At 75.4% G+C, this 13,407-nt stretch carries 11 protein-coding genes and 1 riboswitch; of the genes, 2 read left to right on the forward strand and 9 right to left on the reverse strand.

What is annotated here, in order from left to right; genetic code table 11:
- Positions 1-48: 48 nt before the first annotated feature.
- A riboswitch (FMN riboswitch) is annotated at positions 49-179 on the reverse strand.
- Positions 158-1,945 carry an ROK family protein gene (locus VSR01_RS04805; RefSeq protein WP_442785400.1) on the reverse strand — a complete coding sequence of 596 codons (1,788 nt, stop codon included), beginning with the start codon at positions 1,943-1,945 and terminating at the stop codon, positions 158-160. Its footprint overlaps the riboswitch before it by 22 nt.
- Before the next feature lie 235 nt (positions 1,946-2,180).
- On the opposite strand from VSR01_RS04805, the gene VSR01_RS04810 reads away from it, so the two are divergent.
- Together VSR01_RS04810 and VSR01_RS04815 are read left to right on the forward strand one after the other, a co-directional pair.
- The gene (locus tag VSR01_RS04810) at positions 2,181-3,413 is read left to right on the forward strand and encodes an MFS transporter (RefSeq protein ID WP_326448036.1); all 1,233 of its coding nucleotides are present in this window, start codon (positions 2,181-2,183) and stop codon (positions 3,411-3,413) included.
- A 709-nt stretch (positions 3,414-4,122) separates the two neighbouring features.
- Entirely contained in the window at positions 4,123-4,761 is a 639-nt protein-coding gene (locus tag VSR01_RS04815) for a DUF5995 family protein (protein ID WP_326448037.1), read from the forward strand.
- Positions 4,762-4,790: 29 nt separating this feature from the next.
- Here VSR01_RS04815 and VSR01_RS04820 read toward each other — a convergent pair whose 3' ends face one another.
- The 8 genes from VSR01_RS04820 to rpe all read right to left on the reverse strand — a co-directional run bounded on the left by VSR01_RS04820 (position 4,791) and on the right by rpe (position 13,242).
- The gene (locus tag VSR01_RS04820; RefSeq protein WP_326448038.1) at positions 4,791-6,509 is read right to left on the reverse strand and encodes a flavin monoamine oxidase family protein; all 1,719 of its coding nucleotides are present in this window, start codon (positions 6,507-6,509) and stop codon (positions 4,791-4,793) included.
- 100 nt (positions 6,510-6,609) lie between these two features.
- A complete protein-coding gene (locus tag VSR01_RS04825) occupies positions 6,610-7,419 on the reverse strand; it encodes a carbon-nitrogen hydrolase family protein (protein WP_326448039.1) in 810 nt (269 codons plus the stop codon).
- A gap of 394 nt (positions 7,420-7,813) precedes the next feature.
- Entirely contained in the window at positions 7,814-8,812 is a 999-nt protein-coding gene (locus VSR01_RS04830) for a PRC and DUF2382 domain-containing protein (RefSeq protein WP_326448040.1), read from the reverse strand.
- Positions 8,813-8,948: 136 nt separating this feature from the next.
- On the reverse strand, positions 8,949-9,404 hold the full coding sequence (locus VSR01_RS04835; RefSeq protein ID WP_326448041.1) for an Lrp/AsnC family transcriptional regulator: 456 nt from the start codon (positions 9,402-9,404) through the stop codon (positions 8,949-8,951).
- A 41-nt stretch (positions 9,405-9,445) separates the two neighbouring features.
- Entirely contained in the window at positions 9,446-10,894 is a 1,449-nt protein-coding gene (locus VSR01_RS04840; protein WP_326448042.1) for a GuaB1 family IMP dehydrogenase-related protein, read from the reverse strand.
- A gap of 25 nt (positions 10,895-10,919) precedes the next feature.
- Entirely contained in the window at positions 10,920-11,255 is a 336-nt protein-coding gene (locus VSR01_RS04845) for a barstar family protein (protein WP_326448043.1), read from the reverse strand.
- Positions 11,256-11,405: 150 nt separating this feature from the next.
- The gene (locus VSR01_RS04850; RefSeq protein WP_442785645.1) at positions 11,406-12,392 is read right to left on the reverse strand and encodes a sugar-binding transcriptional regulator; all 987 of its coding nucleotides are present in this window, start codon (positions 12,390-12,392) and stop codon (positions 11,406-11,408) included.
- 184 nt (positions 12,393-12,576) lie between these two features.
- Complete coding sequence (gene rpe / locus VSR01_RS04855; RefSeq protein ID WP_326448045.1) at positions 12,577-13,242, reverse strand: ribulose-phosphate 3-epimerase; 666 nt, start codon at positions 13,240-13,242, stop codon at positions 12,577-12,579.
- Positions 13,243-13,407 lie beyond the last annotated feature (165 nt).

The raw sequence follows: 13,407 nt of genomic DNA on the forward strand, positions 1-13,407 counted from the left end.
GCTTCGCGCGGTCCCGCCTGCGGCGGCGAACTCCTGAGTGAACGCCCGCCGCGCACTGCCTCCCATCCGGACTTTCACCGTCGGTCCAGGAATTTCACCTGGTCAACCGGCCGCTGGTTGCGGTCGGGTCGCGGACTGTAACCGCCGGTTCGGAATTTCACCGACCCCGGAGTGCGCGAACGTCACTACTGACTTCAGTCTGCCACGCCCGCTCCCCCTGCTCCAGCCTCCGCCTGTGCACTGCCTCACACAGGGCACGTCCGAAGTAACGCGCGGCGACGGGTCCGGGCGCGCGGGCGGCGGGGAAACGGCAGGCGGGGCGGGCGGGCGGCGGCGACGCCGGGCCGGGATCGGGAGGCTGCGGGCCGGGGTTGGGGACTGCGGCCCGGCCCGGCCCGGCCCGGCAGGCGGCGGCCCGCGCCGCCCGTCCCGGCAGGCGGCGGGACGGGCGGCGGGACGGGGTGCGAGGTCGGCCCGGCAGGCGGCGGGGCGGGCCGCGGGGTCGGCCGCGCGGGGCGGGGGCGGTCGGCCGCTCGCGCGGCCGGCGCGGGCGGGGGTCAGCCCTGCGGGCTGAAGAGGTCGTCCTGCGCGGCGTCCATCGCCGTGACCACCGCGCCGCGCAGCACGGGCTGCGCGCCGGCCACGGTGGGGACGACGGCGGTGTGCAGCGGGGAGATGGCCGCGAGCCGGTCGGCGACCCGGTCGGCGAGCGCGGCGCCGCCGGCCTGGCCGACCTCGCCGGCCAGCACCACCTGGCCGGGGTCGAGCACCGCGCACATCGCGGCGGCGCCGAGCGCGATCCGCCCGGCCAGTTCGTCGAGGAAGCCCTCCCCGCGGACCCCGCGGCCAGGGCGGCGCGCACGGCCGCCGCGGCGGCGTCCGCGTCGTCGTCGCGTTTGCGGGTCCCGGCCGGGGCGGGCGCCGCGACGGGCACGCCGTGCCGGTCGGCCAGGGCGCGCACGGCGCGTCCGCCGACCAGCCCGTGGTAGCCGCTGTCGCAGTCCGTCGCGGTGGGCAGCGCGCCGTCGGGCGAGATCGGCAGGAAGCCGACCTCGCCCGCGCCGCCGGAGACGCCGCGCCGCAGCCGTCCGTCCAGCACGACCGCCGCGCCGACGCCGGCGCCCAGCCACAGCAGCACGAAGGTCTCCGCGTCCGGCTCCCCCTCGTCGGCCCGCGCCTCCTGATACCGCGGCCCGCCGGCGCGCTCGTGCGGCAACCCGGCGCGGCGCCCGTCCCGGCCGCCCGTCTCTGACGTCTCCGCGCCCGCACCCCGTTCGTCCGCGCCAGCTCCGCCCTCCGCGCCGGCTCCGCCCTCCGCGCGGGCCCGCTGCTCGGCGACCGCCGCGAGGTTCACCTCGTTCTCCAGCAGCACCGGCACGCCGAAACTCTTGCGCACCTCGTCGACCAGATCGCCGTGCCAGCCGGGGAGCGCCCGCGTGGTGCGGATGCGGCCGGTGACCGGGTCGATCATGCCGGGCGCGCCGAAGGCGACGGTGTGCAGCGCGTCGGCCCCCGCGTCCCGGGCGGCGCCACGCAGCAGGCCGATGCCGTCCCGCACGGTGGCGGCGGGATCGGCGTCCTGCGGCACCCGCAGCGACGCGCGGGCGACCGTACGGCCCAGCAGGTCGGCGATCTCCACCCGCACGGAGTCCAGCCGCACGTCGAGTCCCGCGACGTACGCGCGGTCGGCGACGATGCCGTAGACGCGGGCGTTGGGGCCGCGGTTGGACTCCCCCGCCTCGCCGACGACCTCGATCAGGCCCGACTCCCGCAGCCGCTCGACCAGATCGGCCACGCTCGGCCGCGACATGCCGATGAGGTCCCTCAACCGCCCGGCGGTGAGCGGGCCTTCGCGCTGCAGCAGGCGCAGCGCCAGCCGGTCGTTGATGGCCCGGGCGGTGCGGGGCGAGGCGCCCCTCCCGGCGTGCACGCGGGAGACGGTCATGGGGCGATCCTTCCAGAACGGGGGCCTGGCCCCGCCCGGCGCCGCACCGGCCGGGCCGGCGCCGTGCCCACTCCCGGCGAGGGTCCGGACGAGGCCCCGGCGGAACGCTCCGGGCGGACGTCCCGCGGCGAACTCCGCGCGAGGGGGGCACTCGGCGCGACGGCCTCGACCGCGGCAGCCGGGGCAGCCGGGCCGCGCCTTAACTTTCAGGCAGGCTTCCTGATAGTTTACGCCCATGGAGAGCGCTCCCACCGCGTCACGGTGGTCACCGCGCGGCGTCCGCGGCCACCACGCCGCCATCGCCGTGGTCTTCGCCGTGCACGGCGCGGTGCAGGGCACCTTCGCCGCCCGCATCCCGTGGATCAAGGACCATCTGGGCCTGGGCGCGGGCGCGTTGGGCCTCGCGCTGGTGTGCCCGGCGATCGGTTCGATGCTGTCGATGCCGCTGGCCGGTCGGGTGGTGCACCGGCTGGGCTCGCGGACCGCGCTGCGACTGCTGCTCGGCATGTGGTGCTCGGCGCTGGCGCTGCCCGCGCTGGCGCCCGGCCTGCCGTGGCTGTGCCTGGCGCTGCTGGTCTTCGGCGGCAGCGCGGGCATGGCGGACGTGGTGATGAACGCGGTCGGCGTCGCCGTCGAGGAGCGCAAGGGGAAGTCGATCATGTCGGGCCTGCACGGCATGTGGAGCGTGGGCACGCTGACCGGCGCCGCGATCGGCGTGCCGGCCGCGCACGCGGGCCTGGACGGCCGGTCCCACCTGGCACTGATGGCGGCGGCGCTGCTCGCGGTCTCCCTCGCCGCGACCGCGCGGACGCCCGACATCCGCTCCGCGCGGGACCAGGACGCGCCGCCGCGGTTCGCGCTGCCGCCGCGCTCGGCGCTGGTGATCGGCGCGGTCGGCTTCTGCGCGGTGTTCGCCGAGGGCGGCAGCGCGGACTGGTGCGCGGTGTACCTGCGGGAGGTGGCGCACGCCTCGCCCGCGATCGCCGCGCTCGCGTACACGGCGTTCTCCTGCACGATGGCCGCGACCCGACTGCTCGGCGACCTCGCGGTGCGCCGGCTGGGCGCGGCGGCGACGGTCAGGGCCGGCGGGGGCGTCGCCGCGGTGGGCGGGCTGCTGGTGGTGGCCGCCGGTTCGCCGGCTCCGGCGATCGCCGGATTCGGCCTGGTGGGCGTGGGCATCGCGGTCGTGGTGCCGCTGTGCTTCGCCGCCGCCGGGCGGCGCGGGCCGGTGCCCAGCCAGGCGATCGCGGGCGTCGCCACGGTCACCTACACCTCGGGGCTGGTGGCGCCGGCGGCAATCGGCGGCATCGCCGGAGCGAGTTCGCTGACGGCGTCGTTCGGCCTGGTCACCGTGCTGATGCTGGGCCTGGTGCTGGGCGGCGGGGTGGTCCGCTCGGCGGGTACGACGGTCGCCGCCTCGTCGGGCGCGGACCGGGAGGGCGTCACGACCGCGAGCACGTCGCCGTAGCGGCCGAGGCCGTGGGGAGGCCGGAGGCCGGGGCTGGAGGGACCGCGGGGCGCCGCGCGGGCCGGGCATCGACGCGGGCCGTCCGGCGGATACCGGACCTTTGTCACCAAGGGGGCCCGGCGGGCGCGCACGGGGGAATCGAGCCCGCCGGACCTTCTTCCACGGTAGCGGTCCCCCGCCGCCGCTTGGGGTGACCCAGCGGCAATTCATGCCGCGCGAATACGCCATGGCACAGGCGCGCCGCCATCTTCCGCGCCGCGTACGGGAGTTGGCGCGCAGGTAGGGGTCCTGGACGACGGTCGGAACGGGTGCGGTCGGGCGTTCGGGCGGTCGGCGTATTCCGTGGCCGCGGCCCGCGCGCCGCGCCCGCCGCGCGGCGGCGTCCCCGGAAGCTGTCCGCATGCGCACAGTGACAGGCGGTTCCGGACGCCCTACGGCACCCCACTCCACCGAAACGGGCGGAACCGGGCATTCGCGATGCGAACCGGGCGAGGCCGGACCGGACGACAGCGCTCGCGACCACGACACCGCCCGACACCACGACGCTCGGCACCACGACACCACTCGGCACCACGACATCCCCGCCCCCGCTGACCCGTGCCCGGACCCCCTCCCCCGTCCCACGGGGCCCGCGGGCGGACGGCGGCCGGCCGGGTCCCGGCGGCGGCCCGGCGCACTCGCCGAGGAGCCGCGACGCGAGCGGCCCGGGGTGGAGGACGCGGCACGGCGGATGCGCCGGCTGGCGCGGGAGCAGGGGCACGGGGACGGAGTCGCCGTCTTCGCCCGGGTGTACACCTCGGTGACCGAGGAGATCGCGCGCCGGGTGGCGGCCGGCGACTTCGCCGATCCCGCGGCGGCGGGGACGCTGGCGACGCTCTTCGCCGGGCGCTTCCTGGACGCGGTCGCGTCGCCGCACCCGCCGGCCTGCTGGCGGCCGCTGCTGCGCTCCCGCGACCGTACCGGCCTGCATCCGCTCCAGTTCGCGCTGGCCGGCGTGAACGCGCACATCGGCCACGACCTGCCGCTCGCCGTGGTGGACGCCTGCCGCGCCACCGGGCGCGAACCGGCGGCGCTGGAGGGGGACTTCGACCGCGTCGGCCGGGTGCTGGCCGCGATCGAGGTGCGGGTCAGGGAGGAACTCATGCCCGGCCCCGACCCGTTGGAGGCGTGCGAGCCGCTCACCCACCTGATCGGCACCTGGAGCCTGTCCCGGGCCCGGGACGCCGCGTGGGCCTCGGCGCTGCTGCTGTGGTCGCTGCGCCGCCGTCCGCGGGCCTACCGCGAGTGCGAGCGCCGGCTGGACGCCGCCGTGGCACTGGTCGGCCGGCTCCTGCTGACCCCGGTGTGACGGGGGCGGCGGCCCTCCGACGGCAGTGCTCAGTCCTCCGGCAGCTCCACCGGCGCGATCTCGTCGAAGACGTCGCCGGGCCCCGGGTTGGCCGGGTCGGTGGCGCCGCCGAGGTGGTGCATCACGCCCCACACCGCGTTCAGCGCGGTCTGCACCGCGCCCTCCGCCCAGCCCGCGGTCCACGACACGTCGTCGCCGGCCAGGAACAGGCCGCGCCGGTCCGCGGGCAGCGCGTCCTGCATGAAGTGCGTGAACAGCCGGCGCTGGTAGCGGTAGTGGCCGGGCAGGTTCGCCTTGAACGCGCCCATGAAGTAGGGCTCGTCCTCCCAGGAGACGGTCACCGGGTCGCCGATGACGTGCCGGCGGATGTCGACGCCGGGGTAGATCTCGCCGAGCGACTTGAGCATGACCTCCATCCGCTCGTGCGCGCTCAGCGGCAGCCACTTCAGGCTGTCGTCGCACCAGGTGTAGGACAGGCAGATGACCGCGGGCCGGTCCGGGCCGTCGTCCAGCAGGTAGGTGCCGCGGGTCATCCGGTCGGTGAGCGTCATGGACATCACGTCACGCCCGGTGCGCGGGTCCTTGTCGCGCCAGAACGGCCGGTCGACCGGCACGAAGAGCTTGCTGGACTCCATGTAGTGGGTGCGCTCGACAGCCGTCCAGTGGTCGATCGGCAGCAGCGAGTCGTCGCAGGCGATCTTGGAGAGCAGCATCCAGCTCTGCGCGGTGAACACCGCCGCCCGGTAGGAGCGGATGGCGCCGGTCGCGTCGGTGACGGTGATCCGGTCGCCGGCGGTGCGGTACAGCCCGGTGACCGCGGGCCGCGGCGTGCCGCCGTGCAGCGAGGCGAGCGAGGTGCCCTGCGGCCAGTGCAGGATCTTGTCCGGCGCGCGCTCCCACAGCCGCAGCGGCAGTTGCTGGCTGCCGCCGACGATGCCGCGGTGGTCGTCGTCCGCGCCGGTGTAGACGACCCGGAGGATCTCCAGGATCGAGTTGGGGAAGTCGGTGTCCCAGCCGCCGGTGCCGAAGCCGACCTGGCCGAAGATCTCCCGGTGCCGGAAGGAGCGGAAGGCCGGCGAGTCGCACAGGAAGCCGTAGAAGGTCTGGTTGTCCAGGCGTTCGACCAGCGCGGACCACAGAGCGCGGATGCGCGGCACGTCGCGGGTGCGCAGCGCGTGCTGCATGGCGGAGAAGTCGGCGCCCTCCTCCAGGCAGGTGTTCCAGGCGTGCATCACCTGGTGGTAGACCTCGGGCAGGTCCTCGACCGATGTGGCGTAGTGGCTGCGCCCCTTGAGGTCGACGACGGTCGAAGGCGTCGCGGGGGCCAGCGGGTTGGGGAACGGCTTGGTGCGCAGGCCCACCAGGTCCACGTAGTGCTGGAACGCGGTGGAGGACGGCGGGAAGCGCATCGCGCCCATCTCCGCGGTGAGTTCGTCTCCCCCGGCGATGCCCGAGCAGCCGTCGAAGCCCACCGTGCGCAGCCGGCCGCCGATCCGGTCGGCCTCGTACACCACCGGGCGCAGGCCCATCGTCATCAGTTCGTACGCGGTGACGATGCCGGACAGACCGCCGCCGATGACCGCGACCTCGGTGCCGTGCTCGGTGGCCGGCACGGAGCCGAGGCCGGCCGGGTGCGCGAGGTAGTCGTCGTAGGCGTACGGGAAGTCGGGGCCGAACATGGTCAGCGGCGGCTGTGCCCGAGCCGGGTGGTGCGGCTCCTCGTGGACGGCGGTGGGCACGGACGTCATGGGCGGTTCTCCTGGACTGCGGCGGTGGGTCCGCGCGGTGGCGGCGAGGGGAGGACGGGGGCGGGGCGGACGGCTGTCGGGCGGCGGGGCGGCGGACCGGTCACCCGGAGGGGCCGAGCGAGCGGTACAGCTCCGGGCGGCGGTCGGCCAGGTACGGCGTCTCGGCCCGTGCGCCCCGCAGCACCTCCAGGTCGACGTCGGCGACCAGCAGTTCGGGCCCGGCGCCGGCCCGTGCCCGCACCGCGCCGTCGGGTCCGGCCAGGCAGCTCAGCCCGGCGAAGTCGAACTCCCCTTCCGGGCCGCACCTGTTGACGTAGGCGATGTACAGGCCGTTCTCGTACGCGCGGGCGGGGACCAGGGTGTGCGCGACGAATTCGTAGGGGCGCATCAACGCGGTGGGCACCACGAGGAGTTCGGTGCCGGCCAGCGCGTGGGCCCGTACCGCCTCGGGGAATTCGACGTCGTAGCAGATCAGCAGGCCGACGCGGACGCCGCCGAGGTCGGCCTGCACCACCGGGTGCTCGCCCGCCGTGAACACGGCGCGCTCGTAGGCGCCGAACAGGTGCGTCTTGCGGTAGGCGGCCAGGGTGCGGCCGTCCGGGCCGACGAGCCGGGCGGTGTTGTGGACGCGCGCGCCGTCCCGCTCGGGGCAGCCGTAGACGACGGCCACGCCGTGCCGGGCGGCGATGGCGGCCACCGTGCGGGCGGCCGGTCCGTCGGCGGGTTCCGCGGCGTGCGCCATGCGGTCGCCGAGCGCGTAGCCGGACAGGAAGAGCTCGCCGGTGGCCAGCAGCGCGGCGCCGCGGGCCGCGGCCCGTGCGGCGGCGTCGTCCAGGGCCGCCAGGGCCTCGTCGGCGCCGTCGGGGACACCGCGGGGACCTTGCAGCAGCGCGGTGCGCAACGGCGCCATGGGGCCTCTTTCGCCTGGTCAGAAGGGTCGTGGAAGGTCGCTTCGACGGTACGGCCGACCCGGCGGCGAACGGAAGGCGTGATCCTTGCGCCCTGGGGGGCGATTCGTTGCGTGTCACCGGCACGGAACGGCGATTCGTTGCGCACACGTCCCCCGAAGGTGTGACGGTGCGCCGCGGGCAGACGCGCGGCGCGCGCACAAAGGGCGCGAGGCGCGGAGAAGACGCGAGGCGCGGAAGGGCGCGGCGCGCTGGGGGATCACGGCGCGCTGGGGGATCACGGCGCGGGAAAGGGCGCGGGCGCCCGCCCCGGTGTGGGGCGGGCGCCCGGGCCGTGCTGCGCCCGGATCGGTGCTTCGGCACGGACCGGCCGGCGGCGCCGGCAGGCCGGGTCGGTCAGCGGAACCGCTGGTCGCGGCGGTCCTGCCCGGTCTCCCGCGTGCCCTTCCGCTCGCTCTCGACCGCGGCGGTGTCGGACTCGATCCGCTCCTTGCGCACCCTGCCGTGCACGGTGCGCTGCTCGGTGTGCTCCTCGACCCGCATCCGCACGCGCTCCTTGGGCACGATACGGGTGTCGACCACCGGCTGCTCCTCGTGGAGCGTCACGACCTGCTCGTCCTCGGTGATCGAGGACTCCCCGATGCCGGACCGGGTGGCGTCGGTGATCGGCTCGCGTTCCAGCCGGATCTCCTCGTGCGTGACCGGTACGGTCTGCTCGACGTCCTCGACGTCCACCACCTTGTGCAGCCGGGCCCGGCCGGCCTCGCGGCGCTCGACGTGGACGCTCATCTCCTCCTCGGAGCGGATCATCTCCTCGCCCAGCGTCTTGCCGGAGTCGCCGGCCGCCGCGTCGGCGGAGAGCCGCTCGGCGGGTCCGGTGCGGCCGGTCGCGTAGGCCGCGGGGCCCGCGCCGGCGCCGATCCCGGCCTCGCTGCCGGACACGGCGTCGGCGTCCCGGCCGCCCCTGGCGTGCCGTCCGCCGCCGCCTGCGGCCCCGGCAGCTCCGGCCGTGCCCGCCGCGGCTCCCCCGGCCGCCGCCTTCTGGCCGGTGCCCTGGCCGGCCCTGCCGCCGCCGGCGTTCTCCAGGCCGTAGTAGGCGTAGAGGTGGCGCTCCTCCTCCACCGAGAGATGTCCACCCGAGTCCACGTCGACGTTGGGCGCGCCCTTGACCTTGTCCTTGTCGTACGGGATCTCCAGGTGGTCCTCGACCAGTCGTGCGGACCGGGTCGGCACGAAGGTCTCGTTGTTGCCGAAGAAGCCGGTCTTGACGGTCACCCACTCGGGGTCGCCGGTGGCGTCGTCCAGATACATGTGCTTCGCGTCGCCGATCTTCTTCCCCTCCGAGTCGTGCACCGGATGGCCCACGACCTGGGATATCTGCTCGCGCGTGATCATCTGTCGCCTCCTCGGGCTGACGTGGCCGATCTCCGATCCGGCCTCACCATCCGCATTGCCCCGATCCACCGGGCAAAACCCCCCAAAGGCGACCAACTGCGACATTTACCCGCGCTGGGCGGCAGGGGGACGCGGGTCAGTCGGGGCTGCCGGCGCCGTAGCGGCGCACCAGCGGCGAGAGGACCAGGACCGACTTGGTCCTGGTCACGAAGGGTTCGCCGGCGATCTTCTCCAGCACCTGCTCGAAGTGCCGCACGTCGGAGGCGAAGACCTGGACCACCGCGTCGGCCTCGCCGGTGACGGTGGACGCGGAGGCCACCTCCGGGTAGCGGGCCAGGCCGCGCCGGATGTCGGAGGGTGAGGTGTTGTGCCGGCAGTACAGCTCGACCAGCGCCTCGGTCTGCCAGCCGAGCGCGGCCGGGTCCACCCGTACGGTGAAACCGGCGATCGCGCCCGAGGCCAGCAGCCGGTCCACCCGGCGCTTGACGGCGGGCGCGGACAGCCCGACCTCGGCGCCGATGTCGGCGTAGGAGCGGCGGGCGTCGGCGGCCAGCGCGCGGACGATGCGTTCGTCGAGTTCGTTCAGCGGCACGTCCGGGAGTCTGGCACGCGCGGCGCCGGCCGGCGCGCCCGCTATTGCCAGCTGGCGTGCAGCGGCTTGCCCTCCGCGTAGCCCGCCGCGCTCTGCACGCCGACGACCGCGCGCTCGGCGAACTCCTCCAGCGACGCCGCGCCCGCGTAGGTGCACGAGCTGCGCACCCCGGCCACGATCGCGTCGATCAGGTCCTCCACGCCCGGCCGGGCCGGGTCGAGGAACATCTTCGAGGTGGAGATGCCCTCCTCGAACAGCCCCTTGCGGGCCCGGTCGTACGCCGACTCCTCGCTGGTCCTGTTGCGCACCGCGCGCGCCGAGGCCATGCCGAAGGACTCCTTGTACGGGCGGCCGTCCGCGGTCTGCTGTAGGTCGCCGGGCGACTCGTAGGTGCCGGCGAACCAGGAGCCGACCATCACGTTGGACGCGCCGGCCGCCAGCGCCATCGCCACGTCGCGCGGGTGGCGCACCCCGCCGTCCGCCCACACGTGCCGGCCCAGCGCGCGGGCCTGCGCGGCGCACTCCAGCACCGCGGAGAACTGCGGGCGGCCCACCCCGGTCATCATCCGGGTGGTGCACATGGCGCCCGGTCCGACGCCGACTTTGACGATGTCGGCGCCCGCCTCGATCAGGTCGCGCGTCCCGGCCGCGGAGACCACGTTCCCCGCCACCACCGGGACCCGCGGGTCCAGCCCGCGCACCGCGCGGACCGCGGCCAGCATGGACTCCTGGTGGCCGTGCGCGGTGTCCACCACGAGGGTGTCCACGCCCGCGTCCAGCAGTTGCTTGGCCTTGCCCGCGACGTCCCCGTTGATCCCGACGGCGGCGGCGATTCGCAGCCGCCCGCCGGCGTCGACGGCCGGCTCGTAGAGGGTGGCGCGCAGCGCGCCCTTGCGGGTGAGGATGCCGGCCAGCCGGCCGTCGGGCCCGACCGCCGGGGCCAGCTTGCGGTGCGCGTCCTCCAGCCGGTTGAAGGCGTCCCTCGGGTCGATGCCCTCCTCCAGCAGCACCAGGTCGCGGGACATCACCTGGGCGACCTGGGTGAAGCGGTCCACCCCGGTCAGGTCGGTCTCGGTGACCACGCCCACCGGCCGACCGTCCTGGACCACCACGGCGGCGCCGTGCGCCCGCTTGGGCAGCAGGGCCAGCGCGTCGGCGACGGTCTGGGTGGGCGCCAGGGTGATCGGGGTGTCGAGGACCAGGTGGCGCTGTTTGACGTAGGACACCACGTCGGCGACCACGTCCAGCGGGATGTCCTGCGGGATGACCACCAGGCCGCCGCGGCGGGCGACGGTCTCGGCCATGCGGCGGCCCGCGATGGCCGTCATGTTCGCGACCACGAGGGGGATGGTGGTGCCCGTCCCGTCGGGGGACCGCAGGTCCACTCCCTGCCGAGAACCGACCGCGCTGCGGTTCGGCACCATGAAAACGTCGTCGTACGTCAGGTCGTACGCGGGCTGAACATCGTTGAGGAAACGCACGTACTTCATCGTTGCATGACGCACCGGCCGCTGCCTACGGACGAACCTCCGGCACTTCGGGTCCCGGATTCGTGTCTTCCTCCAGGACCACGATCAGCTCGGTGTCGGTGTGCCGCCAGAACAGCTCGGCGTCGCGCAGGATGTCCTTCACGATCCGCCACTCCCGGGGCAGCGCCGCGGCGAAGCCGGTCCAGCCGCGGACGTGCAGCCGCCTGCCGCCGGGTTCGGCCGGCCACCAGGACAGGTCGGTGAGGCAGTCCGCGAGCGCGTCCCAGCTGCGGCCGAACCAGTCGGGCAGCCGCAGGTCGGCGCTGCAGCGGTCCATGAACGCCTGCCGGTCGCCGACGCCGCTGAGGTCGAGCACGAGCATGCGCCGATGCTGCCACAACCGGACATCCCGGGCGCGGCAGCGCGCCCGCGCGCGCCGCGTCGGCACGTCTCGGGACGCGTCCGGGCGACTTTAGGACGCCCGGCGGGACTCGGCGGCGCCGGGCCGGGGCCCGGCAGCGCCCCACGCGGCTCAGGAGCCGTCGGGGTCGGCGCGCTCCAGGGCCGGGCGGGCGGCCGGCGCGGTGCTGCCCAGCAGCCGGTCCGCGGCGGCGATGTCGGTGACCAGGCTGGTCACCAGACCGGAGCGGAGCACCGCGTCGATCGCGGCGGCCTTGCGCCGGCTGCTGGCGATGGCCAGCACCTCCGGGATGCGGCGCAGCCGGTCCGCGTCGATGGTGATGCAGCGCTCCCCCAGGTCGCGGCCGACCCGGCGGCCCTGCGCGTCGAACAGGTGCGAGGACATCTCGGCGGCGACGCCGAGGCCCGCGTAGTGCTCGCGCTCGGCGTCGGTGAGCGCGTCGTGCACGGTGGAGATCCCGGCCTCCCACGAGCCGACCGAGACCACCGCGACGGTCACCTTGTCGAAGTAGCCCATCGCCGCGGCGATCTGGCTCTGTGAGCGCAGCGCCGCGGCGGTGCCGGGGTCGGCCAGCACCATCGGCGCGTACAGCGGGTGCGCCTCGCCGCCGGAGACCGCGGCGGCCGTGCGGACCGCCTCGACCGAGCCGCGCTCGGCGGTCCCGACGTCGTAGACGCCGGTCAGCTGCACGACCGTGCAGGGCGCGAGCCGGTCCAGCGCGTTGGCCATGGTGATGATCGAGCGGCCCCAGGCCAGGCCGAGCACGTCGCCGTCGTCGACCAGCTCGCCGAGCAGGCCGGCGGCCACCGCGCCCAGATTCTCCGGGTCGGGCGCGTCGGCCTGGTCGGCCGGCGTCTCGACCACCACCGCGTGCCGCAGCCCGTAGTGGGCGCGCAGCGCGTCGGAGCGCTCGGCGTCCAGCTCCGCGGGCACCCTGATCTCGATCCTGACCAGGTCGCGTTCGAGGGCGGTCTCCAGCACGCGGGCCACCTTGAAGCGGCTGACCCCGAACTCCTCGGCGATCTGGATCTTCGACTTGCCCTCCAGATAGAAGCGACGTGCCATCGCCGCCGCCTGGACCATCTCGCCGGGGCCCATGCGTACCTGTGTGCGGCCTGCGCTCACGTCCCTACTCCCCAGTCGCCCACTTGATCAGCTCCTCCGCTCATCCTCCCAGACCCGCGGGGTTACGGGCGCGTAACCTTGCAGGAGCGCGCATATCCGCACAGGAACGTTTTCCTGCCGGACACCGGGCGGTCCACCGGGCCCCGGACGCGGGGGCTCAGTGCGGGCCGGCCGCCTCGGCCCGGGCCCGCAGCGCGCGCACCGCCGCCGCCGGGTCGTCCGCGCCGTAGACCGCGGAGCCGGCCACGAAGACGTCCGCGCCGGCCTCGGCGCAGCGCTCGATGGTCTCGGCGGAGACGCCGCCGTCGACCTGCAGCCACATCTGCAGCCCGTGCCTGGCGATCAGCTCCCGGGTGCGGCGGATCTTGGGCAGCATGATGTCAAGGAACGCCTGGCCGCCGAAGCCCGGCTCCACGGTCATGATCAGCAGCATGTCGAGTTCCGGCAGCAGGTCCTCGTACGGCTCCACGGGCGTGGCGGGCCGGAGCGCCATCGAGGCGCGGGCGCCCTTCGCGCGGATCTCCCGGGCCAGGCGGACCGGCGCGGCGGCGGCCTCGGCGTGGAAGGTCACCGAGGAGGCGCCGGCCTCCACGTAGGCCGGCGCCCAGCGGTCGGGCTGCTCGATCATCAGGTGGCAGTCCAGCGGGATGCCGGTGGCCTTGCGCAGCGACTCCACCACCGGGACCCCCAGCGTGAGGTTGGGGACGAAGTGGTTGTCCATCACGTCGACGTGGAGCCAGTCGGCTCCCTCCACCGCCTGCGCCTCCTCGGCGAGCCGGGCGAAGTCCGCGGACAGGATGCTGGGGCTGATCTGCACGGTCATACGCCCAGGAAACCAGATCAGGGGACCCGCCGACACAGCCGGTGGCCCCGGCCCCGCACGGTCCGGGCCCCAGCCCGCGCCGCCCCAGCCCGCGCCGCCCCGGGCCGCGCCGCCCCGGGCCGCGCGGGTCAGGCCGCGCGGGTCAGGCCGCGCCGCCCCGGGCCG

It is taken from the genome of Actinacidiphila sp. DG2A-62, assembly GCF_035825295.1.
In the GTDB taxonomy this organism is placed as follows: Bacteria; Actinomycetota; Actinomycetes; order Streptomycetales; family Streptomycetaceae; genus Actinacidiphila.